Raw genomic sequence first — 26531 nt, forward strand, 5'->3', positions numbered from 1 at the left:
ATCCGGGGCGCGGTTCAATCACGTAACTGGCGAACGAGACGGTAGTAGGAGAGTAGCGAGCAGATGGGTACCAACGGTTCCGTGAGCACCCTGACGAGGCAAGATGGGGCCCCCTTGTCACACGCCCCGCAGACCTCGTACCGGGATCAGGTCGGTGCCCAGAGCGTCGCTATCGATGCCGTGGCAGGAAACAATCCCGCGGCAACCGCCGAGCCCACAGACCGGACAACGCCTCGTTCGCGCGGCCCCGTCTATGCCATCATCCTCGCGGGCGTTCTCGTGGTGCTCTCGCTGCTCAGCTTGATGCTGGGGGCAGCGGATGCGGACTCCTCGGTTGTTGCTGTTTCCCGCATTCCACGCACCCTCGCCGCCTTGCTGGCTGGATCCGCGCTAGCCATGGGCGGGCTGATCATGCAGCTGCTGGCGCGCAACCGTTTCGTCGAGGCTTCGACCGTCGGCTCCACGGAATCCGCGATGGCTGGACTGCTGGTCGTCGCGCTGTTGCTCCCAGGCGCCCCGATGTGGGCGAAGCTCGGAATGGCCAGCCTTACCGCGCTCATCGGCACGATCGGATTCCTGGTCATCGTGTCCCGAATCAAGGTGCGAACCGGCTTCACGGTCCCGCTGGTGGGCATCATTTACGGCGGCATTATTGGCGCTGCCACCACGTTCTTTGCATATTCCTTCGACCTGCTGCAGAGCCTCGGCGCGTGGCAGCTCGGATCCTTTGCAGGTGTGCTCCGCGGCCGCTACGAGCTCCTCTGGCTCGTCGCAGTGCTTGCACTTGCAGCCTATGTCCTCGCTGACCGGTTGACCTTGCTTGGCCTGGGGCACGACCTGGCGAAGGGCGTGGGCGTCCGCGTGAAGGTCGTCGAGTATTCCGCGATCGTCATCGTGGCTGTCATCGCGGCTGTCACCGTCACCGTCGTGGGAGCCATCCCGTTCATCGGACTGATCGTCCCCAACCTGGTTCGCGCACGCATTGGTGACAACGCGCGCAAGGCACTGCCTTGGGTCGCGGCCTGTGGCGCAGCCATGACGCTGGGCGGGGACATTTTGAGCCGCATCATCCGCTACCCGTACGAGATCCCAGTTGGGACCGTTCTTGGAGTGTTGGGTGCTGCTGTATTCATCTACGTCTTGATTCGTGGGGCTCGCATCCAGAGCTCTACGAAACCCAAGCTGTTCCGTCGCGCTCGTCGCGGCTAGCGATAAAAGGAAAGGTTAGCTTTTGCTGGGACGCGTGACGCACGCATCGAGCACGAAGCGGGATGATTCGAAGAGGCCACGGCGCACGTTCGTGGCGGTGTTCCTCATTACCGTGGCGCTGGTAGGCCTGTTCATCTTGTGGCAGCTCCCCCGCGCCTGGGCTTTTGTACTGCCGATGCGGTTGACCACCGTGGGCGCGCTCGCGGTGGCTGGGATTACCGCCGGCATTTCCACCGTGGTCTTTCACACACTGACCCGGAACCATATTTTGACCCCAGGCCTGATCGGTTTCGATTCAATTTATGTGCTGATCAACACGCTGATCGTCTTTTTCCTCGGCAGCAGTGCGCTCAGTGGCATGCACCCCATCGCCGGGTTCGTGCTGAATACGGTGATCATGGTCGTTTTCGCCCTGGTTGTATTCAGTCCACTGGTCACATCGAAGACGATGACCCTGGATGTGCTGCTGCTCATCGGTGTGGTGTGCGGGATCTTCTTTAGGTCGCTGGCAGGCCTTCTGCAGAAGATGATCGACCCCAATGAATACCAGGTGTTGCAGGACGCCTTCTTCGCATCCTTCACCGGTATCGACCGCCCGCTGCTGGTCTTTACGCTATTAGTGACGCTCGTTGTTTCCGCCTGGATTTGGCATAAACGCCATGTGCTAGATGTCATGGCGCTGGGACAAGAGACGTCTGTTGGCTTGGGCGTGGGGTACCGCAAGGAAAGCCTGCTCATGCTCGCCGCCATCACCGTCCTGGTCGCGGCCTCCACTGCGCTGGTCGGGCCGATCCTGTTCTTAGGGCTCATTGTCGCGCACCTGGCTTATCGGTCTACGGGTACGACCCGGCATACATGGACCCTCCCGGTTGCTGCCCTGTTCGGCGTTTCCTCCCTCGTGGGCGCTCAGTTTATTCTGGGGCAGATCTTTGACTACGGGACCACCGTCTCCGTGCTGATTGAATTTGTGGGCGGTATTTTGTTCCTGTTCCTGCTCTTGCGTAAGGAGAAACTCAAGTGATTGAGACCAAGCAACTCAGCAAACGCTATGGTGATTCGCTGGTTCTGGATCACGTGGACCTTCGTATTCCCGAGGGCGGAGTTACCAGCATCATCGGAGCTAACGGAGCAGGAAAGTCCACCCTGCTGACTGCCATCGCGCGGCTCATTGACGCCGATGGTGGTACCGCGGAGGTCGCAGGGATGGATGTTTACGCCACGGACACCCGCGAGCTGGCTAAAATTCTTGCGGTCCTGCGGCAGGAAAACCACACCTTGAGTCGCATCCGCGTGCGTGAGCTTGTCGCTTTCGGACGTTTCCCCCATTCCCGGGGGCGGCTGACAGCCGAGTGCGAAGCAGCCGTGGACGCGGCGATTGACATGATGGAGCTCGGGGAGATCGCCGATAAATTCATCGACGAACTGTCCGGCGGCCAGCGCCAGCGCGCCTTCGTTGCGATGGTGCTCGCCCAGGACACCGAATACATCCTGCTCGATGAGCCACTGAATAACCTCGACATGAAACACTCCGTGTCGATGATGCGCACGATTAAGGCCGCTGCCCACGAGCAGGGGCGTACCGTCGTCATCGTCATTCACGACATCAACATGGCCGCAGCGTTTTCCGACCGGCTGGTCGCGATGAAGAACGGGAAGGTCCACACTACGGGGACGCCGGAGGAAGTGATGACCGAGGAGACGCTCAGCAGCCTCTATGACTTCCCCGTTGAGGTCGAGCAGATTCACGGTCGCCCGACCGCCATCTACTACTAGAGGAATATCGGATAGAAACAACCCCGGCCTTGCAGGGACAACCTGCAGGGGCCGGGGTTGAGTATTTTTATTCGCTCCCGCTGTGGGCGCGCGCGGGCCGAGTGTGAGGTGAGGCTAGACGCGCGGCAGCTGCGAAACGCCCTCGGGTGGAAGGCCTGCGACGTTAGCCAACACATTTGCGAAGGCCTGGACATGACCTACCAGGTCGACGCCCGTCGCAGTCCAGGATGCGCGCATCTCCAGCTGGAAAGCGCGCGGTGGGCCACCGATTTCGCCATAACGCACGGAGGCGGTGGAGGTGACGGTGCCACCGAGGTCGGAATACTCGGCGCCCGGGCCTCCGAGTTCCTCGGTGAGCCAGTCCCACGCGACCTCGGGGAGTAGCGGGTCGGAGGCGACGTCGGCGTCCATGTCGGCTTGGATATAGGCGACCATGCGCATCTTGGCGCCCTGCCACGGTTCCTCGCCGTGCGGGTCGTGGAGGAGAATGAGTCGGCCGAAGGCATCCCCGGCGGCCACTGTGCCATCTGGCTCCTCTTGCGAGGCGATGCGGTCGGCTAGATCCACCTGGCTGATCTCAAGTCCGATCGCGTGGCTCAGCGGCGCGAGGTTACGAGGGGGCCGAATCTCCGCGATGGTGATGCCTGAGCGCAGGGGCGCCTCGGACATCGACTTCACGGCGTGCTCGAAATACTCCGGCGTCTGTTCCGGCTCCGACTCGGGGGTGCGGACGCCAAGCGCGGTCGCTCCCGGGCGCTGGTGATTGTCTTTCGCGTTGTTCAGCTCATTCACAATGTCTAAACCTAGCCTTTAAGGTTTTTGGTGGGGCGCGCCACGCCGTTGGACACCCAATAAGGCAGCCATCGCCACCTGCCGGTTATTTGCTAATAGCTGGCATAATGGGGGCCATGACTAATGAGTTGTTGACGCCTGATCTCGCTGCAGCCTCCGCTGCCCGACGCGCCGATGCGGACGCCCCGTATCTGGCAGCCGTGCGCGGCGACAAGCCATCCCGCCGCCCCGTGTGGATGATGCGCCAAGCCGGCCGCTCCTTGCCGGAATACCGGAAGGTTCGCGAGGGCATCCCAATGCTTGATTCTTGCTTCATGCCAGACCTGCTTGCCGAGATCACGATGCAGCCAGTTATTCGCCACGATGCCGACGCCGCGATTCTGTTCAGCGACATCGTGGTCCCACTGAAGGCCGCCGGGATGGACGTCGAGATCGTCGCTGGGCGCGGTCCAGTCATGGGGGAGGCGGTTCGAACCAGCGAACAGATCGCGAATATCCCGGATCTCGAGCCCGACCAGCTCGGCCCGATTGTGGAGGGCATCGAACAGATCCTCGAGCGCCTGCGTACGGACCAGGTTCTCATTGGCTTTGCTGGGGCTCCGTTCACGGTGGCTAGCTACCTGATCGAGGGTGGGCCGTCGAAGAATCATGAGGTCACCAAGGCGATGATGTACGCCGAGCCACAGTTGTGGCATGCGCTCATGGAGAAGCTCAGCCCGATGATCGCCCACTTCCTCCAGGCCCAAATTGAGGCCGGTGTTGACGCGATCCAGCTTTTCGACTCCTGGGCAGGCTTCCTCACCGCCCGCGACTACCGGGAATACGTCGCCCCGTATTCCCAGAAGATCCTCGACGCAGTGCGGCCGTACGGGATCCCAATGACTCACTTCGGTGTGGGCACTGGCGAGTTGCTGGTCGACCTGGCGAAGGTTGGCCCGGATGTGGTGGGAGTGGATTGGCGCGTGCCAATGAACGTCGCCGCGAAGCGGGTGCAGCAAGCGCTGCCAGACCAGACTCCGAAGGCATATCAGGGAAACCTCGACCCGGCTGTGCTCTTTGCAGGCCGTGACGTGATCCGCGAGCACGTGAAGCGGATCGCCGCCGAGGCTTACGAGGCCATCGAACTGGGCTACTCCCGCGGCCACATCTTTAACCTTGGTCACGGAGTGATGCCCCACACGGACGCCGACGCCATCACCGCAGCCTTCGAGGAGGTTCACAACTCATGACCACGGCGCGAAAGCCACGCATTGCCGTCATCGGTGGCGGGATCGCCGGAGTCAGCGCGGCCTGGCAGCTCCGCCAACAGCTGGGGGATCGCGCCCAGCTGATGCTTGCTGAGGCTTATGGGCGCCTGGGCGGGAAGTTGAAGACGGTGCGTTTTTCCACCGGCCCCGTGGATATGGGCGCGGAGGCATTCTTGAGCTTCGACCAGCAGTTCATGGAGCTGATCGACAAGCTGGGAATGAGTTCCGAGTTACGCACCCCCTCTACGGCACGCTCCTCCTTCCTGGTGGATGGCACATTCGTTGACATCCCGCGGGAGACCCTGATGGGCATTCCAGTCTCTGCCGACGTGGCATCCGAGGTGCTCAGCCCCGCGGAGGCAGCCCGGCTCGACGCCGAGCGGGACGGCCAGCCGATGACGTGGAACGCGGGTGATGACACCACCGTTGGCGCTCTGGTTGAGGCCCGGTTGGGCAAGGCCGTGGTGGATAAGCTGGTCTCGCCGCTACTGGGTGGGGTGTATTCCTGTAGCGCCTATGACCTCGGCGTGCGTGCCACCCTGCCACAGCTGGCGGAGGCATTGGATCGTGCAGGTGAGGGAGGTCAGGCTTTCTTCCTGCTCGACGTCGTGGAGGAGTTGCTCGCGAAGCGCCGGGCCACGGCGGTTGGTGGTGGGGGATCGCCATTCCGTTCCTTCGACAAGGGCTACCGCAGCCTGATCGAAGAGATGATGCGCCAAGCTGACCCTGAACTGATCCTGAACTCCGCTGTCGAGGAGCTCGGCAGGACGTCGGATGGCCGGTGGGTCATCGACCCACTGGGGACGGTGGACGCCGTCGTCGTCGCGACCTCTGCGCCAACCGCGTCGGTCATCTTGCAGGACGCTGCGCCTGCGGCCGCGGAGGCGTTGGGCAGCGTAGAACTCTCGAGCTCGGCGGTGGTGGGGATGCGTTTCGCCTCCGACCACGGTATCCCGGAGCGCTCCGGCGTGTTGCTGGGCTCTAACTCAGGCACCGCAGCGAAGGCCTTCACCTTCAGCTCGAAGAAGTGGCCGCATCTCGCCCAGGGCGGTGGAGCCTTCGTCCGCGCCTCCTTCGGAACCAAGGACGAACCCTGGTACGTCGACGCGAGTGACAGGGCTCTGTTGGCTTATGCTCTGGAGGATCTGGAGCGGGTCACAGGCGAGCGGAAAACTCCGGAGGAAATCTTCGTGCAGCGCTGGCACGGTGGGATCCCGTGTTACGGGGTTCACCATTCCGAAAAGATGTCCCGGGTCTTGGAGGACGTTGCCGGGGTTCCTCGTCTCGCGGTGGCTGGTTCGATGCTACGCGGGGTTGGGGTGCCGGCTACCGTTGCGTCCGGGGTCGCTGCGGCAGATAAGATTATCGCCGACTTGGGCTAAGGCCCACGTTGCGCGACTACGCGGCAGCAGTGAGCGCATTAAGCCGGGTGCAACTCCCTCAATGGAGTTGCACCCGGCTTCTTTCTGCTCGGGCGGCCGTTTGCTCTAAAGCTCGCGGGGCTCGAGAGTCAGCGCGATGCTGTTGATGCAGTAGCGTAGGTCGGTGGGGGTGTCGTAGCCCTCGCCCTCGAAGACATGACCCAGGTGGCCATGGCAGGTCGCGCAGAGAACCTCCACGCGACGCATACCGAGGCTCAAGTCCTCCCGCAGAACAACCGCATCGCTGTCAGCTGGGTCGAAGAAGCTCGGCCAGCCACATCCGGAGTGGAATTTCTCCGAGGAGCGGAAGATCTCGGAGCCACAGCCGCGGCAACGGTATACCCCCTCAGTTTCGGTATCGACGTATTCGCCGGTGTGCGGGCGCTCGGTGCCGGCCAGGCGCAGCACCTGAAACTCCTCGGGATTGAGGCGCTGGCGCCACTGCTCGGCGGAAAGATTCTGGAAATCTTCGGTCATTGGAAAAAGATTTACCTTTCCAGGCTTGGGTTTTTGTTCTCGTCTGCCGGCTTGCGGTGCCGTCCACTCAAGGTTGGCGGGGTGGAACGGTTGAGCAACCAGATCAGTGCAGTGATTGAAATGCTGACGAGCAGCAGCATCCAGCCTACGGTGCCGCGTAGCGTTTCGAAGATGCGCCCAGCCCAGAACCATCGATCCGAATACCAGCTGTCGATAGCCAGGCAAAGGTAGACCCCCAGCCAGGCGACTGGATTATGCACTGTCGACCGGCGAAGGAAGGCAGTGAAGAGAAGCGGAACGATAAGCAGCGAATAGTACATCTGCCCCAGGGAACTGACGAGGAACACCCCGATCAGCAGCAGGGAAGAAGTCGTGAACGCCCACATCACGCGATCCTCGTGACGAGTGGAACGGCGCCACGGCAACAGGGTGAAAGCGCCGATAAGGACGAGTACCGCGGCGAGAATGCGCCACAACCAAATCGTTGCAGCGCTGGCACCGAAGTACACACCGACACCGACGATCGAGGAGTTCGCGAAGTCACGGACCTCGCCGAGGTAGGGCACAAGATGATCGACGAAGCCCTGGGGTTCAGCCATCAACACCCACCCCACAACGTTGCAGACGATAGGCAGAAGGAGGGCCGCAGCCAGGCTTAGCCACTGACGTCGAAAGAAGGGAAGAAACAGCAGGACGATGAACTGGGGCTTGATCGTGATCGCGAGCCCCAGCGCGAGACCGCTGATTACTTGGGAGGAGACGCCGTCGCGTAGGAGGAAGTACAGGAAGAGCGTGGCCAAGAGCAGGAGCACACCGTTGATATTCGCGAAAAGCAGGTTGTTTTTTACAGCCTCGGTGTTGAATACGGCGATGATGCTCAGCGGCCACAGCGCGCCGGAAAGGGAGCCCAGCCAGGTCTCCGACCAGCCACGGGCGGTGTAGATGATGTGGCTCAAAAGCCCCAGGGCAATCACGATCGCGATGGCGTTGCCGAAGACATATAGCGCCCGCGCTGCTTCAAAACTGCCGAGGGCCGACAGTGGGCTCAGGAGCATCGTCCCGCCCGGAAGGTAGAGATAGTGCGGGTCTGTGGTGGTGTAGTCCTCGGAATACACGGGAACACCCGACCAGAAGCGGTTGAGGGCCTCCCAGACTGTGGTGAAATCGTCCGTTGTGCCACTCTCGTAGGAAGCCCAAATCTTATGCAGGGCAGTGAGGATCGCCAGAGGCCACAGCGCCCAACTTATCCACGGGAAGCGCTCATCGAAGCGGCTCATGCTTGCACTGCCGCGCCGAGGCTCGTCCGGGGCCGGTGACGCGGAAAAGGGCGCTGGGGAAGTGGCAGAGAGGCTCATGGTGTCTTCGAGAATATCTTGGGGATATGAGAAAAGAGGCAACAGTGTGAATACTGCTGCCTCTTCTTATATGGAGCGGATGACGAGACTCGAACTCGCGACCCTCACCTTGGCAAGGTGATGCGCTACCAACTGCGCTACATCCGCGTGCGAACTCACCGTTAAGGTGAACTCACCGTGCGCGATACTGGGATCGAACCAGTGACCCCTTCCGTGTCGGGGAAGTGCTCTACCGCTGAGCTAATCGCGCTAGCTTTCAAGTTCAGCCGTGGTGGCGAACTGAGAGGTGGAAACGGGAATCGAACCCGTGTAGACGGTTTTGCAGACCGTTGCCTAAGCCACTCAGCCATTCCACCGTGGCGTGAAACCCGCCTGATGTGGTGATCCTCCACGCAGGGTAGAGAATACCTGGAGCGGATGACGAGACTCGAACTCGCGACCCTCACCTTGGCAAGGTGATGCGCTACCAACTGCGCTACATCCGCGTGCGAACTCACCGTTAAGGTGAACTCACCGTGCGCGATACTGGGATCGAACCAGTGACCCCTTCCGTGTCGGGGAAGTGCTCTACCGCTGAGCTAATCGCGCGGTCCTCTAAAATAAGAGTGGAGCGGATGACGAGACTCGAACTCGCGACCCTCACCTTGGCAAGGTGATGCGCTACCAACTGCGCTACATCCGCATTGCACAAGCTTTCACTGAGAATCTACGATTCGTCGGTTGCAAGCTGTGCTGCAGCACTAAACGATAGTCAATGGTGTGCGAAGCAACAAATCGCCAGGTGTAGGGCTGAAAATCGCGTTGGCTTAAAGTCACTTCGTTGTTATTTGCCTGCCGTTGTTGCTTTGGATGCGGACGTTTTAGACGCCGTTGGCGCACTGTGGGGTGCCAAGTGGTCGCGGTGGGGCGCCGCGGGCTGGTAAGTATCGCGCTGAATGCGGTTGTGGCCTGCAGGTTTTGGAAAAAATTATGGAGCTAGGCTAGATTATGTGCTGCTAGGTCCTATAGCTCAGTGGGAGAGCACTTCGTTCACACCGAAGGGGTCACTGGTTCAATCCCAGTTAGGACCACGGTTGTTAAGGGGCCGGTCGTCAGTGACCGGCTCCTTTTTTGTATCGAATGTCCCCTGGTGTAGAGGGGGTTAAGTAGCAAAAAGTGTGTCTGCCCGGCGTGTCGCCGGGTGGGCCCTTTTTATCTCATGGGCCCTTTCCGGATTCCTATGTTGTGTTGGTATTCGGTTGGGATAGCGTTGTCGTAGAAGGCTGGTCGTCCTGTTTCGTGGTCGGCTTTGTTGTGGTCTTCTGGGACAAGATCGTTGACTTTGGCGAGTTGATCTTGTCCGTAATTGCACTGCCTGGCGATCTTTAGCAGGTCGTCAGGCAGCTGCGTTTTCGAGTGCAGGTACCACTCGAGCATTTTGCGTTGGCGTTCCCCGGATCTGCCGCGGTGGGCATCGGCGATGCGTTTGAGTTGGGCGTTGATGCCGCCTTCCAGACTGTTTGTTGTTGATGCCCAGCGCTGTGGTTCGAGTGCTTCTGGTGGGGGCTGCAGGTAGGTAAACAGCCATCCTTTCCGTGAGAGGTGCAGCAGGGAGTTGTATGCCTTGCGAACTCGCAGGTGGGTCCATTCCCACTGTTTATTCAGGGTGCGGCGTTCTTTGGGGAGGGGTGTTTTTTCGTTGAGGAATGCTTTGAATACCTGTCCGAAGTCATGCAGACGCAGCGTCCACTCCCGTGCCTGGTCGAGTGTGGTGATACGGGTCAGTTTCAACGCCAGGGCGTAGATGGCTTTGCCGGCGTCGGTGCGTGGACGCGATGTGGTGTAGCGACGGATGACGCGTTGGGCATGGACAAGGCAGCGTTGAATCCGTGTGTTGGGCCAGCAGGCTTTGATTGCTGAGTAGGCGCCTTGGCCACCGTCGAGGACAACGCATAGTGGTGGGGCGATGTTTTTGAGTAGTTGGGTGTAGGCGTGGGCGGTTTCGCGTTGTGTCCAGTGCCATGCGATGACGTGGTCGTGGCTGGCCGCCACAAGTAAGCAGCCCGCGTCGGTGTAGGTGCCGTCGATGAAGATCTGGTCGTAGACCCGGTTGGGGTCCGGGGTGTGAGGGACATTGATGAGCCAGAATGGTTCGAATTTACGGTCCAGTGTCCAGCGTGAGCAGCCGACTTCCGAGGCGATGCGAGTCAGTGGTGCTGTCGTAGTGACGTAGCGGTGAAATGTTGTGAAGTCGCGGGCCAGTGCTTGATCTTTGCGGTGTCGTGTTGTTGAGCATCCGCAGTCAGGGTTTTTGCACCGCCATCTGGTTGTTCCTTTGGTTGTGGTGCCGTTTTTCTTCATGTGCCCAGTACATATAGGGCATCGGGGTCTGTTTGGAGTCACCCAGAAAGACAACCAAGCCGCTGATACCACATGCAGGAGCCATTCCGGTGGATTGGACAAGAAACGGGCCTGAATAAGGTCTGGAACCTTATATAAGCCCGTTTTATGCGGCCTGACCAGCAGATAGGCTGAAAATCAGACACACTTTTTGCTACTTAACCCTGTAGAGGGGCGGCTGGTGGCTTCAACTACTTGTCTGAAGATCTCTAACAAGGAGCGGCTGCGCTCGACCTGGGGTGAGCAGCCAGGGGTACGCTCGGGCGGAGAACAGTTCGCGGGAACTTAATCGGGCGATTGTCCGACTATCTATATCGGACCCGAACATTAATGGAAGGTGAAGATGCAGTTGTGGTTTGCTGACGCGCGCAAGCGCCGGTCCCGGTTTGCGGGCCTCGTGGCGGCACTCGTTGCGGGGATTGCGATGTTGGGGGCTGGCGTTGGCCCGGCGGCAGCGCACGACCTCGTGGTTGAATCCACGCCGAAGCAGGGGTCGAAAATCCAGGAGCCGGTCAAGGAAATCTCCTTGACGTTCTCGGGTGTTCCGAAGGAGGGATTTAACCGTATCGCACTGTCCCGCGATGGGCAGGTTCTCTTCACAGGGGAGCCCGATGCGGATGGTCGAGTTTTGAGTATCGATGTCTCGGATGATGTGGACTGGCAGCCCGGTGAGTACACCGTGGGCTATCAGATCACCTCTTCGGATGGCCACGCTACTCGCGGCTCGCTGCAGTTCCAATACGGGGACACCGAGTCTTCGGATTCCAGCTCTTCCGAGCAGTCGGAGGAATCCGAGTCTGAGGGGCTGGGCGTGCCTACCTGGATTTTCGGCGTAACCAGTATTGTTGTTATTGCAGGAGCTCTCGTTCTTGCCATCGCACGGTGGCGGGATATCTCCAAGTAGTTTGGGGCGTCTGTCTGCGGCGCGAGCCGCGGCAGGGACGAAGAGAGCACGAGAAACATCAAGGAGTCTGAAAACCGTGAAGCAGAACCGCACTGCACTGTCCGCCGTCGTCGCGCTGAGCGCCGCACTCGCGCTGGCTGCCTGCGCTCCACCGAATGAGAACGCTACCGGCACCGAGCACATCGACACCGCCACCGTCGGGGCAAAGACCCCGGAGCTGGCCGATAAGACGGACAAGAAGGCCGACTCGGCAACTTCTGAGACGCAGGAGACCACCACGTCTGAGGAGGCCACCGAGACGGAGGAGGCCCCCGCTGACGTTCAGCCAGGTACGGCTGACGTTGCTGGCACTGAGCCTGTGGCAGGCACCGTCAACTAAACCGTTCTGGTTGGGTCCACATCCCATGCGCGTGGGGTGAGAGGCTGGGTACGGTTCGTTCGTCCTGGCGTTTCCGCCCTCCGCACCAACCACCTCCTTGAGAATCAAGGACTTTTCCGTGAGGTACACCATGAATACAACCGTTGGACACTCTGTGCGCCGCCCAAAGTCCCTGCGCGCTACCGCTGTCGCGCTGATGGGCGTCACCGCCCTCGGTCTGGCTGCATGCTCCCCGTCGGAGGAGAAGCCTAGCGAGCAGACGGCTTCTGAGTCTCAGACCGCCGATAATGCCGCTGAGGGCCTGACCTTCGAAGAGGCATACGTCGGGGCCAAGGGCACCGATAAGGACATGACCGCGGTCTTCGGCAAGCTGGTCAACAACACCGACAAGGATATCCACATTGTCTCCGCATCCGGCAGCCTGGACGCGAAGTACGAGCTCCACGAGGTTGTCGATGGTGTTATGCAGGAGAACCCGGATGGTCTGCGTATCTCGGCCGGCGGCGACCTGGAGCTGAAGCCGGGCGGGGACCACATCATGATCATGGGGTACTCCGAGGAAATCGCTGCAGGTGACGACATTACGGTCACCCTCAAGGCAGAGGATGGCACGGAGTACGAGCTGAAGAACATCCCGGCCCGCGTACAGCAGTCCAGCCACGAGCACTACGGCGATGCCCCACGGTGATCACGCTGGCATGGAGGGCCACGGTGATCACGTTGGCATGGAGGATCACAGCGAGCACGGCAGCCATGGTGCCGAGATGGGCGGCGAGGGGGAGCACGCCGGTCACGGCGAGCACTAAAGCTGCCTCCCATCACCTCATGCAGTGAAAGCCTGGGCCGCGTGACCAACGCGGGGCCCAGGCTTTCCCGCCATTTGGCTGCGGTTTTAGAGATTTAGCAAGGATAAAAGAAGGTAGTTGAGTGAGATGAGTACTGGGGAGTCTTCGGGATTTTTTAATGTCAGCCGGCGTGGCCTATTTGCCGGTGTCGGTGCAGCGGGCGCGGCTGCCGTGCTCGCCAGCTGCGCGGAGGGCGAGGGACGCGGGGGAGATAAGCCCAACTCCTCCGGGCACATCGAAGAAAAGTTGACCGTCCCCTTCGACGGTGCTCGCCAGGCTGGCATCCAAACGCCACACCAGAGTCATGGGCTCATTGTGGCATTCGATTTCCACAACACAAACAGCCGTGAGGCCCTCCGTAAGGACCTCCGCCGGCTCATGCGCGTGTGGACCCCGGATGCCCGGAAGCTGACCCAGGGTGAGGCGGCGTTGGCAGACCTCGAGCCCGAGCTCAATCTGCAACCCGGCAACCTGACCATCACTATCGGCTGGTCACCGGCCCTCATCGAGAAGATCGGGGCCCTGGATTCAGCACCACAATGGGTTTCCTCCCACACGAAGGGGCTGCCTAAGTTCAAGGGCGACGATTTGGACCCGGCGTTTAGCGATGGGGACGTCGTCGTCCAAATGTGCGGCGAGGACCTGACCACCCTGTCGCATGCGATGCGGGTGCTGACCCGTGGTGGTCGGGACTACGTTAAACCACGCTGGACCCAGCGCGGCTTCGTCGATATCCGGGAGGGGCAGACCGCGCGCAACCTCATGGGCTTCAAGGACGGCACCGTCGTTCCGCGCACCGACGAGGAATTCGACAACGCGGTCTGGGACGACCGTAACGGCACCTCCATGATCGTGCGTCGGGTGACATTCGATATGCCTGGTTGGGAAGCTCTCGACCGCGAGAGCCGGGAGAATGTCTTCGGCCGCAAGGCCATCAGCGGTGCGCCCCTGACCGGAGAAGATGAGTTCGACGACCCGGACCTCAACGCGGTGGACTCCACCGGCTTGCCCGTGATTGACCCTAAGAGTCACGTGGGGATCACGGCCGGGGAGGGCAAACACATGCTGCGACGCCCGTTCAACTGGGACGGCGAGGTGAATGAACACGGTGATTCCGGCCTGATTTTCATCTGCTTCCAGGAGGACCCGGATACCTCGTTCACCCCGCTGCAGCACCGTCTGGCGGAGAACGACCGACTCAATCAGTGGATCACCCACACCGGTTCCGGGGTCTACTGGGTGCTGCCTGGCACCGAACCGGGCTCCTACTGGGGGCAACAGATCCTCGAAGGGTAAACTGAAAGGTCGTTAGTGGCAGTCACCCGGTATGTGACCGCCCACGTCGTTGCTTGAAGGAGCATTTTCTTGAACTCTCCCGTTTCCGCACAGCCTGCCGTTAAGTTCCTCGTTCCGGCTGGCGAGACAGCCGGTGCGGCCATGCGTCCGCTGGAACTGCCGAACAAGGGGCCCGAGGCCATCGTCGTCGTGAAGGACCCAGAGGGCAACCTCCGCGACCTTGCCTGGGCCCCGGAAGTGGACACCGAGGTCACTGCGATTGCGTCAGATACGGAAGAGGGACGCGGCGTGATCCGCCACTCCACCGCGCACGTTCTCGCCCAGGCGGTGCAGCGGGTTTTCCCGGGTACCAAGCTGGGAATCGGGCCGGCCATCGATGGTGGTTTCTACTACGACTTCGATGTCGCGGAGCCGTTCACGCCCGAGGATCTGAAGAAGATCGAGCGGGAGATGAAGAAGATCATCAAGTCCGGACAGCGCTTTGAGCGCAAGGCCTATAGCTCTAACGATGAGGCCCGCACCGAATACGCGGCCGAGCCGTACAAGCTCGAGCTGATCGAGGATAAAGGCAACGTGGCGCCGGACTCGGAGGAGGCCATGGAGGTCGGTGCAGGCGAGCTGACCGCCTACTCGAACGTCAACCCGCGCACCGGCGAGGTCGAGTGGTATGACCTGTGCCGCGGCCCGCACGTGCCGACCACGCGCTACATCCCGGCGTTTGCGATTACCCGCTCCTCGGCGGCGTATTGGCGCGGCGACCAGGACAACGCAGGCCTGCAGCGTATCTACGGCACCGCATGGGAGTCCAAGGAGAAGCTCGCCGAGTACCAGCACATGCTGGAGGAAGCTGAAAAGCGCGACCACCGTCGACTGGGTGCGGAGCTTGACCTGTTCAGCTTTCCCGACGAGGTGGGCTCCGGCTTCCCGGTTTTCCACCCGAATGGCGGCATCGTGCGCCTCGAGATGGAAGAGCACTCACGCAGGCGCCACCTGGCGAGCGGCTACTCCTTCGTCAACACCCCGCACATCACGAAGGGCGACCTGTTCCAGAAGTCCGGTCACCTGGACTTCTACGCCGAGGGCATGTTCCCCCCGATGCAGCTGGATGGCGAGACCGACGAGGAAGGCAACGTCACCAAGCCGGGGCAGGACTACTACGCCAAGCCGATGAACTGCCCGATGCACAACCTCATCTTCGCTTCCCGTGGCCGCAGCTATCGTGAGCTGCCCCTGCGGCTCTTCGAGTTCGGCACCGTATACCGCTACGAGAAGTCCGGCGTGGTGCACGGACTGACCCGCGCACGTGGTTTCACCCAGGACGACGCGCACATCTACTGCACCGAGGATCAGCTCGAGGACGAGCTGACGACGGTACTGGAGTTCATCATCTCCCTGCTGCGCGACTACGGTCTGGACGATTTCTACCTGGAGCTGTCGACGAAGGACCCGAAGAAGTTCGTCGGCACCGACGAGATCTGGGAGCGTTCCACTGAGATTCTGCAGCGGGTCGCTGAGAAGTCCGGCCTGGAGCTTGTACCGGACCCGGCGGGTGCAGCCTTCTATGGGCCGAAGATCTCCGTCCAGGCTCGCGACGCCATTGGTCGTACCTGGCAGATGTCCACCGTGCAGCTGGATTTCAACCTGCCTGAGCGCTTTGACCTGGAGTACACCGCGCCGGACGGCACCAAGAAGCGCCCGATCATGATTCACCGCGCGCTATTCGGCTCCATCGAGCGCTTCTTCGGCGTGCTCCTGGAGCACTACGCCGGCGCCTTCCCCGCTTGGCTGGCACCGCACCAGGTCATGGGTATCCCGGTGGCCGAGGACTTCACCGAGTACCTGGAGGAGTTCGTCGCCGACCTTCGCAAGGACGGCATCCGCGCCGAGGTTGATACCTCCGATGACCGCATGCAGAAGAAGATCCGAACCCACACCAAGGGCAAGATTCCATTCATGCTGCTCGTCGGAGGACGGGACGTCGAGAATGGTGCGGTGAGCTTCCGCTTCCACGACGGCACCCAGGTCAACGGAGTGCCTCGTGAGGAGGCAGCCAAGGCGATTAAGGAGTGGATCGGCCAGCGTCGCAATGAGCAGCCGACGAAGGAACTCATCGCGTCGGAGCTGGGCTAAGCATCGCCCGGCGACAGCTACTACAGGTAGGGGTGTGAAGATAGTGAGTTGCGACCCGGACCAGGTTCCGGCCGGCCGGTGGTCCTCAGAGCAGGGGACGGCGGAACCTGCGGCAGCTGAGCTATCTACCCCGGGGCCGTCGGAAGATAAAGACCGGGTCGTGGATACCGGGGTGGGCTCGCAGCCTGAACTCTCCGGCGGTTTGGACCGCCTCTGGGCGCCCTACCGCTCCGCTTACCTCGCCGATCGGCCGAAGAAGTCCGCCCAGGAGGGAGCAGGAGGCCCCGAGGGCGGTGAGAAGAAGCCTGAGGACCCGTTCCTCGACCTGCCTAACCTTTCCGACGAGGACGCGCTCATCGTCGCTCGTGGTGAGGAGGTCTTCTGCGTTCTCAACCTGTTTCCCTATAACCCCGGGCACATGATGGTGATCCCATACCGCCAGGTCGCGAATTACGAGGACCTGACAATGTCGGAGCTTATTGAGATGGCGACCTTCACCCAGCATGCAATCAAGACCCTGCGCTTTGTCTCGGGCCCGGACGCCATCAACGTCGGCATGAACCTTGGCCGCCCGTCAGGCGGCTCGGTCCCAACACACCTGCACCAACACATCGTTCCCCGCTGGACCGGGGATACAAGTTTCATGACCGTGATCGCCGGCGCTAAAGTGCTACCGCAGACACTTCGCGATACCAGGGCTCTGCTCTCTCGGGCGTGGCGCGAGCTTGAGGATCAAAAATAGTGGATAATACCGGGCGTAGGGGACCCGTACTAAGGATGATCGTGATGACTGAAAGGAAGGCTTTATGTTGAGCGAACACGCCCGTCGGCCTGCCTCCGTCATCATTGAACCCATCGCCCGCACCCTTCAGAAAGCGCACGTGAGCCCGAATGCGGTCACGCTGGGCGGAACAGTCGCTGCGGTGGTGCTCGCGCTGTGGTTGATCCCAACCGGGCATCACTTCGCCGCGGCCGTGCTGATCGGGCTCACGACCGCGCTGGACATGGTCGACGGCACCATGGCCCGGATGGCGGGCGGCGGCACAAAATTCGGCGCCACCCTGGACGCAACCTGCGACCGGGTCACGGACGGTGCGATCTTCGGTGCGCTCGCTTTTTGGTTTGCTCTGGACGCCGAGTCCCACCCGGTGCTGCTCGCTCTCACCCTCACGATTCTTGTCGCGGGACAGGTGACCAGTTATGTGAAGGCGCGAGCAGAGGCCAGCGACCTGCCCGTTGACGGCGGCCTCATCGAGCGTCCAGAGCGGCTCATTATCTCGTTGGTCGCCCTGGGCCTGTCCGGCCTGGGTGTGCCTTACGTGCTCTGGGTTGGCCTGTGGCTGCTTGGCCTGGGGTCCGTGTTCACGGTGATCCAGCGCCTCGTGATGGCTTCCCGCTCGGATGCATCTACCGATCACATCGCGGCCCCCGCGGGAGCACGGGAGTTTTAGCCCGTGGCCAAGAAGCTATCCCTCCCCAGCGGCGAGGAACTGTCTGCCCTGGGGTACCAACTGGGTTGGGCGGCAACCAAGCGCCTGCCGGAACCCGTCGCAACCGTGCTTTTCAACGTGATCGCGGATGCTGCCTCTGGTAAGGGGAAGGGGCCTGATCAGCTACGTCGTAATCTGTCGCGTGTCGTCGGGCCCGAGAATGTCACTCGTGCCCTCGTGCGCCGCGCCATGCGCTCCTATCTCAGGTACTGGAAGGAGGCCTTCCGGCTGCCCAGCATGGTCGGGAAAAATTTGGCCGTCACACTCGACCGGGGCTTCGACTCCCCAGTGAGCAAGCAGCGCGTGGCTGCGGCCGTCGAGGAAGGGCGCGGACTCATCCTGACGTTGCCGCATTCCGGGAACTGGGACATGGCTGGGGTGTGGCTCGTTCATACCCACGGCGGTTTCGCGACCGTCGCGGAAAGGCTGAAGCCAGAATCGCTATTTGAAGCTTTCGTCCGCTACCGCAACCAGCTGGGCTTCGAGGTGCTCCCACTGACTGGTGGCCAGCAACCCCCGATGGCCCGGCTTGAGGAGGTCCTCCGGGGTGGCGGGATCGTGTGTCTGATGGGGGAGCGGGATCTGACCGGTCGTGGAGTTCCCGTGGATTTCTTCGGCGAGCGCACCTCCATGCCCGCAGGCCCCGCTCTGCTTGCCCAGAAAACTGGGGCAGCCCTGCACGTAGCTCACAGTTTCTTCGGCGAGTCCACGGATCAGTGGGGCTTTTCTGTGGGGCCAAGGATCGACGCGGACCGCCCGATCGCGGAGGTTGCGCAGGATATTGCCGACGGCTTCGAGAAAAATATCGCTGCCCACCCCGCCGACTGGCACATGCTGCAGCCCCTTTTCTATGACGACCTGAGCGAGGCGCGCCGTGCTCGGCTCGGTGCGGGGGAGGTTCCGTGACCCAGGATCAACTCGCAGTGACTGGCGAGCGCCCCCTTAACATCGGAATGGTGTGCCCCTACTCCTTCGACGAACCCGGCGGGGTGCAGATCCACGCGATTGAGCTCTGCACCGAGCTACAGCGCCGTGGCCACCGCGTGAGCCTCATTGGTCCGGGGGAGCAACCGGAGGGGCTGCCGGAGTTTCTGGAGTGCGGAGGCCCCAGCATCCCCATCCGCTACAACGGTTCCGTGGCCCGGCTGAGCTTCGGACCTCGAACACGCCGGCACCTTCGCCGCTGGATTGCGCGAAATGATTTCGACGTCGTGCACATCCACGAACCGAACTCTCCGTCCTATTCCATGCTGACCCTGGCAGTTGCCGAAGGACCCATGGTGGCCACCTATCACGCTTCGGCTAGCGGTTCGAAGCTCCTGAAGCTCGCTTTGCCGGCTTTGCGGCCGTTTCTGGAGAAGATCCATGCCGGCATCGCGGTCTCCGAGGAGGCGCGGCGCTGGCAGGTGGAGATGCTCGCCGGCGACCCCGTGCTGATCCCCAACGGGGTTGACACTGCTGCGTACCGGGAAGCCAAAGTGTTGACTGAGCTAGACCCTGACCGGCCTCGCCTGATGTTCCTCGGTCGCTTCGATGAGCCGCGCAAGGGTCTCCAGGTGATGCTCGGGGCGATGCCGGCAATCCTGCGCCAGCACCCGAATGTCGAACTGTTGGTCGTGGGTGCGGGGTCTGTTGAGGCACTCGGTAAGCGCCTGGACGGGATGGGGCTGAGCTGGGTCCACGGCAGGCAGCCTAGTGAGGCAACAGTGCGGGTGTTGGGCAAGGTCAGTGACGCGGAGAAAGCCCGCGCCCTGGCCAGCAGCGACATTTACGTCGCCCCCAACACCGGAGGCGAGAGCTTCGGCATCGTGCTTGTGGAGGCAATGGCTGCAGGTGCGGCCGTCGTCGCCAGTGATATCCCGGCCTTCCAAGCGGTCGGCGACCAGGGGCGCGCCGCGTGCCTGTTCGCCAACCACGATGCAGCCAACCTCGCGCTGAAGGTCAACGGTCTGCTCTCGAAGCCCGCCGAGATTCGCGAGCTGGCTGCCCGCGGGCAGGAACGGAGCCAGATGTACGACTGGAACACCGTGGCCAGTCGCGTGGAGCAGGTGTATCACACAGCCACACTCAAGGGACGGAAGGTGACCTGCTCGTGATTGCGATGCCGACCTGGTTCGTCGTACTTGCTGCCGTGCTGGCTGTTCTGCTGGTGGTCGGCCTGTGGGCCTATTTCACCGCCGCCCGACTCAACCGTCTGCACATCCGCACTGATAGCGCCCGGCTCACTTTGGAAGGCGCGCTGCATGCTCGCGCGATGTTGATTGCCACGCTGCGGCCAGATCTGAAAAAGCAGGCGGACCGGGTGTCCCGAGTACCCCTGCAGGCCACCGATATGGGGGCGCACTCTGAGGCGGAAAACAGCCTGCTTGCGGCGCTGGACGCCACCGTTATCGAGCACCCGGAGTTCATCGCAGCCTCCACCCGCGTTGACCTGGCTTCCCGCTTCTATAACGACGCCGTGTGGGACACTCGCCAGCTGCGTTCGCGGGCCGGCGTTCGGGCCCTCAAGCTGGCCGGTTTCGCGCCCATACCTGAGTTTTACGAGGCAGCTACGACCGATCACGTGGCATGAACCCGGCCCTGTTAGACGGGCCACAACTAGACAGGTTAGACTAGTGGCCTAAAACAGCAACGAGTTGGAACGTGTTGGTGTCCTTAACAAGCGCGCGCCCGAGGGAACTCCGCAAGGCTAACCCGAGGGCTAAGGCGGGTAAGGGCCAGCACGCCCAGCCACGAAGAGACGGGAATACAACGTGAGCAAGGCATCCAAGACCGCTGCGGCGGACGCGTCCATCACCACCGGTTCCGCGCGCGTCAAGCGCGGTTTTGCCGACAAGCTGAAGGGCGGCGTCATCATGGACGTCGTCACCCCTGAACAGGCCAAGATTGCCGAGGACGCAGGCGCCTCCGCTGTCATGGCACTGGAGCGCGTTCCGGCTGACATCCGCGCACAGGGCGGTGTGTCCCGCATGTCTGACCCGGACATGATCGCTGGCATCATCGACGCGGTCGAGATCCCGGTCATGGCTAAGGCCCGCATCGGCCACTTCGTTGAGGCAGAGGTGCTCGAAGCACTCGGCGTGGACTTCATCGATGAATCCGAGGTGCTGAGCCCGGCCGACTACAAGAACCACATCGACAAGTTCGACTTTGAGACCCCATTCGTCTGTGGCGCCACCAACCTGGGCGAGGCCCTGCGCCGCATCAATGAGGGTGCGGCCATGATCCGTTCCAAGGGTGAGGCTGGCACCGGCGATGTGTCCAACGCAGTGACCCACATGCGCACCATTCGCGCGGAGATCAACCGCCTGAGCAACATGGCCGAGGACGAGCTCTACGTCGCCGCCAAGGAGCTGGCCGCACCGTACGAGCTCGTCGTTGAGGTCGCACGCAACGGCAAGCTCCCAGTCACCCTGTTCACCGCCGGTGGTATCGCTACTCCGGCCGATGCTGCGATGATGATGCACCTCGGTGCTGAGGGCGTGTTCGTCGGCTCTGGTATCTTCAAGTCCGGCAACCCGGCTCAGCGCGCCGCAGCCATCGTCAAGGCGACGCAGAACTACCAAGACCCGAAGGTCATCGCGGACGTTTCCCGCGGCCTGGGCGAGGCTATGGTCGGCATCAACGTCGACGAGCTGCCAGTGTCCCACCGCCTCGCAGAGCGCGGCTGGTAATTCCCCATGGTCGCCTCCTCGTCCGCCGCCCGGCCCCGTATCCTCGACGTTCTCGACCTTGAGAAGATCGACGGGGATATCTTTCGGGGACGCGTGATTCCTTCGACGTTGAGCCGAACGTTCGGCGGGCAGGTGGCTGCTCAATGCCTGGTCGCTGCCACCCGGACCGTGGGAGCGGAATATCAAGTGCATTCCCTGCACGGGTATTTCGTGGCCCCCGGACGTTCCGAGGAACCCACGCTGTATATCGTGGAACGCATCCGCGATGGCAGGTCATTCTGCTCCCGTCAGGTGAAGGCAGTTCAGCACGGCAAGCCGATCTTCATCATGCAGGCGAGCTTCCACGTTCGCACGGACGAAGGGCCGGAGCACTCCGACGAGATGCGCCGGGTGGTACCGCCGGAGGAGGTCGTGGTCAACCGCGACGAGCTGCCTCCGGTGCGCAAGGCGCTGTTTGATGAGTGGCGCGAGTGGGATTTGCGGGTCGTCCCGGAAGGGGACTTCGAGCCGAATAAGTATGCGGCCTCCCAGCAGGTTGTTTGGTTCAAGTCGAAGGCCAAGCTCCCGGACGACGAGACTTTCCACGTGTGCACGCTGGCCTATATGTCTGACATGACTCTGTTGTCCTCCGCTCTTGTCCCACACCGGGGCGAGCAGTACCAGGAGGCCTCACTCGACCACGCGATGTGGTTCCTGCGACCGTTCCGTGCCGATGAATGGCTGCTCTACGACCAGGTCAGCCCATCGGCGCACGCGGGGCGCGCCATTACCCACGGACGCATTTTCAACCAGGCCGGGGAATTGGTCGCCGTCGTGACTCAGGAGGGGCTGACCCGAAAGATCGTGGGCGACCGCCCGGCCGTCCCCCTCAAGGGCTTCGAAGGGAATTAATCTTCGAACTCGCGCCCAATCGGGGCAGTGGCCTCGATGTAGCAACAGAACCGCCGTGCCAAGGAGCACGGCGGTTTTTCTTTCGAGGAACGCTCCACCCGCGCGATGACTACTGCGATGGCCACGAAGAGATGCTAGCGAAACGCGCGGGCCAGTGGTTGCTTAGAAAAGCCACCGGAGGTGCGTAGTAAGCTGGTAAATGCGAAAAACTGCACCGCAGTTTAAAGGAATTATTCGGCTAGTAGGAAGAGGACGATGGCAGGCCATTCAAAGTGGGAGACCACGAAGCGTAAGAAGGCAGCAATCGACGCCAAGCGTGGCAAGGAATTCGCCCGACTGGTAAAGAATATTGAGGTTGCGGCGCGCATGGGTGGCGGCGACCCCGACGCCAACCCGACGCTCCAGGACGCCATCACCAAGGCCAAGAAGTCCTCTGTTCCCAATGACAACATCGAGCGTGCCCGCAAGCGTGGCTCCGGCGAGGAAGCTGGTGGCTCCGACTGGGAGACCATCATGTATGAGGGCTACGGCCCGGGCGGGGTCGCGATGCTCATTGAGTGCCTGACCGATAACCGCAACCGTGCGGCCACCGACGTCCGCACCGCGATGACGAAGAACGGTGGCAACATGGCGGACGCCGGCTCCGTGTCCTACCAGTTCGAGCGCAAGGGGCAGGCCCTTCTCGACAAGGGGGAGCTGACCGAGGACGACCTGCTGCTGGCTGTCCTTGATGCCGGTGCCGAGGAAGTCAAGGACCACGGCGAGCAGTTCGAGGTGCTCTGCGATATCTCGGACCTCATGGGCGTCCGCGAGGCGCTCAAGGAAGCAGGCATCGAGTACGACTCGGTCGAGCAGGTGTACCGCTCGAACCTGGAGGTTCCGGCGGACGCAGAACTGGCCCGCAAGGTCGCTAACCTTATCGACGCTCTCGACGACGTCGACGATGTCCAGGAGATTTACACCAACATGTCCGTCTCCGACGAAGTGGCGGCCGAACTCGCTGAGGACTAGTCGGTCTACCTAAGGGGCGCTACGGACCCGCGTGCCCCATGGGAAAGAGCTGGCTGCCTGGCCGCATTCCGAGTTACTTCCAGGCCACGGCAATTTCGATCATGTGTGCTATATTCGGTAATCATCATGAGCACAAGGTCTAATGCAGTGCCGGATGCGGCACCAGGGAAGGCTGATCACACCGCCTTCGGCCACAACCCTCGATCGGCGGGAGGGTGGGGTTCGCCCACGGGATTTCGACGTGCAGAATCGATGGTCGGCAAACGCGTCATGGGGATCGACCCAGGTCTGACCCGCTGCGGGCTCTCCGTCGTACAAGCCGGTCAAGGTCGCGCAGTGTTTCCTGTCGCGGTGGGGGTGGTGCGCACCGAGTCCCATGTCCCGCTGGAGCAACGACTCCAGCGGCTATACCGCGCCGTGAGCGAGTGGATCGCTGATTACTCCCCGGATGTCGTCGCGATCGAGCGGGTATTCGAACGTTCGAACGTGTCGACGGTGATGAATACCGCTCATGCCTCCGGGGTACTGATGCTTGCTGCGGCGGAACGCGGATTGGCCGTAGAAAGCTATACCCCCAGTGAGGTGAAGAAGGCGATTAGCGGCAATGGTCGGGCCGATAAGGCTCAGATGACCAAGATGATCACCCGAATCCTCGGGCTGTCGGAGGCGCCGAAGCCCGCGGATGCCGCTGATGCGCTCGCGCTGGCGGTCTGCCACTGCTGGCGGGGGCCGATGAATCAATTCCTGCGCGCCTGAGGCGCCGGGGCAGAAAAACAATAGAAGGATGATGAGTTCGACATGATTTCCTCGCTGCGCGGTGACGTAATCGATAAGGGCTTGGACTACGTTGTGATCGAATGCGGCGGGGTGGGATACCGCTGCCTCGCGACCGGCGATACCCTCGCCACATTGCGGCGCGGCGAGTCGGCTTTCGTCCTCACCAGCCTCGTGATCCGGGACGATGCGCATACGCTCTACGCTTTTTCCACCTCCGAACAGCGCGAGACCTTCGGGATCTTGCAGAAGGTCTCCGGTGTGGGCGCCCGCCTCGCCATGGGCGTGATGAGTGTGCTGCAGCCGGCGGACATTGCTCGGGCTGTCGAGGAGGGGGATATCAAGACCTTGCAGCAAGCCCCGGGGGTGGGGAAGCGGCTAGCCGAACGCATGGCTGTCGACCTCAAGGGCAAGTTTCCGGCTCTGGAAGCGACGAGCGGCCAGGCGACCATTGGCGACATCGCGGCGACCGGCAACGACACGGCGTTGCAGTCGCAGGTCGTGGAGGCGCTTGTCGGCCTCGGCTTCACTGAAGCCAAGGCAGCCACGGCTGTGAAGAAGATTCTCGAGGAGCAGAACGGAACCACCGACCCATCCTCGGTGCTGCGTGAGGCGCTACAACGGCTGAGCGGCCAAAAGCGTTAATCGCTCGACGGCCACGATACACCTAGGATTCACAGCAGCAGACCACACAGGCAAAGGACGCACAAATGTCAGACATCGAACGCACCGAATTCGAACTGCCGGGTTCGTCGTTACCCACCCCGCGCCCCAAGCCTGGGAATCAGCCCACGGGCCAGCCGCCGAATAGCGAGCTCAGCGGGGCGCAGATCCCCGGAGACACCGAGTTCGATAGCTCGCTTCGCCCGAAAAGCCTGACGGAATTCATTGGCCAGCCGAAGGTGCGCCAGCAGCTTGAGCTCGTGTTGGGCGGGGCGCGCAGCCGTGGTGTGGCGCCCGACCACGTGTTGCTTGCCGGCCCGCCGGGGCTGGGTAAGACGACAATGGCGATGATTATCGCCCAAGAACTTGGCTCCTCTCTGCGTATGACCTCCGGGCCGGCTCTCGAACGGGCAGGGGACCTGGCGGCCATGTTGTCGAACCTCATGGAGGGCGACGTCCTCTTCATCGACGAGATCCACCGCATGGCGCGGCCAGCCGAGGAGATGCTGTACATGGCGATGGAGGACTTCCGCATCGACGTCATCGTCGGTAAGGGACCTGGCGCTACGTCGATCCCCATCGAGATCGCTCCGTTCACGCTCGTCGGCGCGACGACTCGCGCTGGCATGCTCACGGGCCCCCTCCGTGACCGCTTTGGTTTCACGGCCCAAATGGAGTTCTATGACACGCCAGAGCTCACCCGGGTCGTGACCCGCGCCGCAGGCATCCTTGGCGTAGACATCGATTCCGACGCTGCCACTGAGATCGCCTCCCGTTCGCGGGGCACGCCGCGTATCGCTAACCGGCTGCTTCGCCGTGTGCGGGATTATGCCGACGTGCAGGCCGATGGTCGAATCACTGTGGACATTGCCCGGCAGGCGCTCGTCGTTTTCGACGTCGATGAGGTGGGCCTCGACCGTCTCGACAACGGGGTTCTAGAAGCCCTGGTGCGTGGCCACGGGGGTGGGCCGGTGGGAGTGAACACCCTCGCATTAGCGGTTGGGGAGGAGCCCTCGACGGTCGAGGAAGTCTGCGAGCCATTCCTCGTGCGAGCAGGCATGGTGGCCCGCACGCCGCGGGGGCGGGTTGCCACCGCTGCTGCATGGCGACACGTCGGCCTGGAACCACCAGAAAACGCACCGGGTATGTAGAGCACTACGGCGGGCGCACTGTGAACGAGCTGGTGTCTCCCGGCTACCACTGGTGTTGGGAACCAACGGCGCTCACGGTCGCGGCTGCGTGCAAAAACCTGAGAATGTGAGACACTGAACATTATGAATTCTTTGATACTTATCCTGATCGTCGTCGTGTTTATTGCTCTGCCGTTGCTGCAGATCCGCAAGCAGAACCAGCGGATGAAGCAGATTCGCGAGTTCCAGGATTCCCTCCAGCCGGGGATGGTCGTCCAAATGACCTCGGGCATCCAGGGGCGCGTGACCCACGTGGGTGACACCTCGATTGATCTGGAGATCAGCCCTGCGGTCGTCACGACCTGGGACCGTGCCGCCGTGCTGCAGGCCGTGAACTCCGTGGAGCCTGGCTCGCAGCAGGAAGAGCAGCTGACCAACCGTCCGGATAGCCCGGCCGAGACGGTTGACGGCGACGTCCAGAACACGGATTTCGACGTCGACGGTGGTAACGCCGCCGGCGGCGAGTCCCGCAACTAGTTGGCGGCGCGCCCCGCCGGGTGCGGCAATCGCCGCCCACGCGGACTCTGACATCTGGTGACCGGAGACAAGAATCCGGGTGCCAGATGTTTTGCGTCTCAAGCAGGCACTAAGATATTTTCCCAGCTTTCATTTAAACCCGATTAACAGCTCA

At 61.9% G+C, this 26531-nt stretch carries 27 protein-coding genes and 7 tRNA genes; 24 read left to right on the forward strand and 10 right to left on the reverse strand.

Going from position 1 to position 26531, the window contains the following annotated elements:
* Positions 1-63: 63 nt before the first annotated feature.
* Genes CU_RS04570 through CU_RS04580 form a run of 3 tightly spaced genes read left to right on the forward strand, consistent with a single transcriptional unit; the run spans position 64 to position 2982 of the window.
* On the forward strand, positions 64-1209 hold the full coding sequence (locus CU_RS04570) for an iron chelate uptake ABC transporter family permease subunit (RefSeq protein ID WP_012360160.1): 1146 nt from the start codon (positions 64-66) through the stop codon (positions 1207-1209).
* A 22-nt stretch (positions 1210-1231) separates the two neighbouring features.
* A complete protein-coding gene (locus tag CU_RS04575) occupies positions 1232-2230 on the forward strand; it encodes an iron chelate uptake ABC transporter family permease subunit (protein ID WP_012360161.1) in 999 nt (332 codons plus the stop codon).
* Positions 2227-2982: an iron ABC transporter ATP-binding protein gene (locus CU_RS04580; RefSeq protein ID WP_012360162.1), complete on the forward strand. Its 756-nt coding sequence runs from the start codon at positions 2227-2229 to the stop codon at positions 2980-2982. The genes CU_RS04575 and CU_RS04580 overlap by 4 nt, the downstream gene beginning before the upstream one ends.
* A 114-nt stretch (positions 2983-3096) precedes the next feature.
* Here the strand turns inward: CU_RS04580 and CU_RS04585 are convergent, their stop codons facing one another.
* A complete protein-coding gene (locus CU_RS04585; protein ID WP_392389734.1) occupies positions 3097-3765 on the reverse strand; it encodes a DUF3000 domain-containing protein in 669 nt (222 codons plus the stop codon).
* Positions 3766-3881: 116 nt separating this feature from the next.
* On the opposite strand from CU_RS04585, the gene hemE reads away from it, so the two are divergent.
* Both hemE and hemG read left to right on the forward strand, forming a co-directional pair.
* A complete protein-coding gene (hemE, locus tag CU_RS04590; RefSeq protein ID WP_012360164.1) occupies positions 3882-5003 on the forward strand; it encodes a uroporphyrinogen decarboxylase in 1122 nt (373 codons plus the stop codon).
* Positions 5000-6403 (forward strand): protoporphyrinogen oxidase, encoded by a 1404-nt coding sequence (hemG, locus tag CU_RS04595; RefSeq protein WP_012360165.1) that lies wholly within the window; start codon positions 5000-5002, stop codon positions 6401-6403. The genes hemE and hemG overlap by 4 nt, the downstream gene beginning before the upstream one ends.
* 105 nt (positions 6404-6508) lie before the next feature.
* Here the strand turns inward: hemG and msrB are convergent, their stop codons facing one another.
* The 8 genes from msrB to CU_RS04635 form a co-directional block, all read right to left on the reverse strand.
* Positions 6509-6919, reverse strand: a complete 411-nt coding sequence (gene msrB / locus CU_RS04600) for a peptide-methionine (R)-S-oxide reductase MsrB (protein ID WP_012360166.1) — start codon at positions 6917-6919, stop codon at positions 6509-6511.
* Positions 6920-6930: 11 nt separating this feature from the next.
* Entirely contained in the window at positions 6931-8196 is a 1266-nt protein-coding gene (locus CU_RS04605) for a glycosyltransferase family 87 protein (protein ID WP_231837765.1), read from the reverse strand.
* A 149-nt stretch (positions 8197-8345) separates the two neighbouring features.
* Positions 8346-8421 (reverse strand) — tRNA-Gly (locus CU_RS04610).
* Between the two features lie 31 nt (positions 8422-8452).
* Positions 8453-8524 (reverse strand) — tRNA-Val (locus CU_RS04615).
* A 34-nt stretch (positions 8525-8558) separates the two neighbouring features.
* Positions 8559-8630, reverse strand: a tRNA-Cys gene (locus CU_RS04620).
* 53 nt (positions 8631-8683) lie between these two features.
* Positions 8684-8759: transfer RNA gene (locus CU_RS04625), tRNA-Gly, on the reverse strand.
* A 31-nt stretch (positions 8760-8790) separates the two neighbouring features.
* Positions 8791-8862: transfer RNA gene (locus CU_RS04630), tRNA-Val, on the reverse strand.
* 18 nt (positions 8863-8880) lie between these two features.
* A tRNA-Gly gene (locus CU_RS04635) sits at positions 8881-8956 on the reverse strand.
* 316 nt (positions 8957-9272) lie between these two features.
* On the opposite strand from CU_RS04635, the gene CU_RS04640 reads away from it, so the two are divergent.
* Positions 9273-9344, forward strand: a tRNA-Val gene (locus tag CU_RS04640).
* 121 nt (positions 9345-9465) lie between these two features.
* Here the strand turns inward: CU_RS04640 and CU_RS04645 are convergent.
* Positions 9466-10656 carry an IS256-like element ISCur3 family transposase gene (locus CU_RS04645; protein WP_169847089.1) on the reverse strand — a complete coding sequence of 397 codons (1191 nt, stop codon included), beginning with the start codon at positions 10654-10656 and terminating at the stop codon, positions 9466-9468.
* Positions 10657-10996: 340 nt separating this feature from the next.
* On the opposite strand from CU_RS04645, the gene CU_RS04650 reads away from it, so the two are divergent.
* From CU_RS04650 to yajC, 18 genes are all read left to right on the forward strand, one after another.
* A complete protein-coding gene (locus CU_RS04650; protein ID WP_231837766.1) occupies positions 10997-11557 on the forward strand; it encodes a copper resistance CopC family protein in 561 nt (186 codons plus the stop codon).
* A gap of 76 nt (positions 11558-11633) precedes the next feature.
* Complete coding sequence (locus tag CU_RS04655) at positions 11634-11936, forward strand: hypothetical protein (RefSeq protein WP_231837767.1); 303 nt, start codon at positions 11634-11636, stop codon at positions 11934-11936.
* Positions 11937-12066: 130 nt separating this feature from the next.
* On the forward strand, positions 12067-12624 hold the full coding sequence (locus tag CU_RS04660) for a copper chaperone PCu(A)C (protein ID WP_012360172.1): 558 nt from the start codon (positions 12067-12069) through the stop codon (positions 12622-12624).
* On the forward strand, positions 12611-12742 hold the full coding sequence (locus tag CU_RS11035) for a hypothetical protein (RefSeq protein ID WP_015381600.1): 132 nt from the start codon (positions 12611-12613) through the stop codon (positions 12740-12742). The genes CU_RS04660 and CU_RS11035 overlap by 14 nt, the downstream gene beginning before the upstream one ends.
* Positions 12743-12868: 126 nt before the next feature.
* The gene (locus CU_RS04665; protein WP_012360173.1) at positions 12869-14077 is read left to right on the forward strand and encodes a Dyp-type peroxidase; all 1209 of its coding nucleotides are present in this window, start codon (positions 12869-12871) and stop codon (positions 14075-14077) included.
* A 141-nt stretch (positions 14078-14218) separates the two neighbouring features.
* Complete coding sequence (thrS, locus tag CU_RS04670) at positions 14219-16207, forward strand: threonine--tRNA ligase (protein ID WP_012360174.1); 1989 nt, start codon at positions 14219-14221, stop codon at positions 16205-16207.
* 160 nt (positions 16208-16367) lie between these two features.
* Positions 16368-16949, forward strand: a complete 582-nt coding sequence (locus CU_RS04675; protein WP_173362344.1) for an HIT family protein — start codon at positions 16368-16370, stop codon at positions 16947-16949.
* 64 nt (positions 16950-17013) lie between these two features.
* Complete coding sequence (pgsA, locus tag CU_RS04680; RefSeq protein ID WP_012360176.1) at positions 17014-17658, forward strand: phosphatidylinositol phosphate synthase; 645 nt, start codon at positions 17014-17016, stop codon at positions 17656-17658.
* A 3-nt stretch (positions 17659-17661) separates the two neighbouring features.
* Entirely contained in the window at positions 17662-18603 is a 942-nt protein-coding gene (locus tag CU_RS04685) for a phosphatidylinositol mannoside acyltransferase (protein WP_012360177.1), read from the forward strand.
* Complete coding sequence (locus CU_RS04690; RefSeq protein WP_012360178.1) at positions 18600-19793, forward strand: glycosyltransferase family 4 protein; 1194 nt, start codon at positions 18600-18602, stop codon at positions 19791-19793. Before CU_RS04685 ends, CU_RS04690 begins: the two co-directional genes overlap by 4 nt.
* A gap of 5 nt (positions 19794-19798) precedes the next feature.
* Positions 19799-20269, forward strand: a complete 471-nt coding sequence (locus tag CU_RS04695; RefSeq protein WP_012360179.1) for a hypothetical protein — start codon at positions 19799-19801, stop codon at positions 20267-20269.
* Between the two features lie 181 nt (positions 20270-20450).
* On the forward strand, positions 20451-21371 hold the full coding sequence (gene pdxS / locus CU_RS04700) for a pyridoxal 5'-phosphate synthase lyase subunit PdxS (protein ID WP_012360180.1): 921 nt from the start codon (positions 20451-20453) through the stop codon (positions 21369-21371).
* A 6-nt stretch (positions 21372-21377) separates the two neighbouring features.
* The gene (locus CU_RS04705) at positions 21378-22262 is read left to right on the forward strand and encodes an acyl-CoA thioesterase (RefSeq protein WP_173362312.1); all 885 of its coding nucleotides are present in this window, start codon (positions 21378-21380) and stop codon (positions 22260-22262) included.
* A gap of 255 nt (positions 22263-22517) precedes the next feature.
* Complete coding sequence (locus tag CU_RS04710; protein WP_012360182.1) at positions 22518-23273, forward strand: YebC/PmpR family DNA-binding transcriptional regulator; 756 nt, start codon at positions 22518-22520, stop codon at positions 23271-23273.
* 252 nt (positions 23274-23525) lie between these two features.
* Positions 23526-24029, forward strand: coding sequence for a crossover junction endodeoxyribonuclease RuvC (gene ruvC, locus CU_RS04715; protein ID WP_187289750.1), 504 nt, complete (start codon positions 23526-23528; stop codon positions 24027-24029).
* A 42-nt stretch (positions 24030-24071) separates the two neighbouring features.
* Entirely contained in the window at positions 24072-24692 is a 621-nt protein-coding gene (gene ruvA / locus CU_RS04720; protein ID WP_012360184.1) for a Holliday junction branch migration protein RuvA, read from the forward strand.
* A 65-nt stretch (positions 24693-24757) separates the two neighbouring features.
* Positions 24758-25861: a Holliday junction branch migration DNA helicase RuvB gene (gene ruvB / locus CU_RS04725; protein ID WP_012360185.1), complete on the forward strand. Its 1104-nt coding sequence runs from the start codon at positions 24758-24760 to the stop codon at positions 25859-25861.
* Between the two features lie 123 nt (positions 25862-25984).
* A complete protein-coding gene (yajC, locus tag CU_RS04730; protein WP_012360186.1) occupies positions 25985-26377 on the forward strand; it encodes a preprotein translocase subunit YajC in 393 nt (130 codons plus the stop codon).
* Positions 26378-26531: the final 154 nt, after the last annotated feature.

Origin of the sequence: Corynebacterium urealyticum DSM 7109, from assembly GCF_000069945.1 — a bacterium.
GTDB classification, from domain to species: domain Bacteria; phylum Actinomycetota; class Actinomycetes; order Mycobacteriales; family Mycobacteriaceae; genus Corynebacterium; species Corynebacterium urealyticum.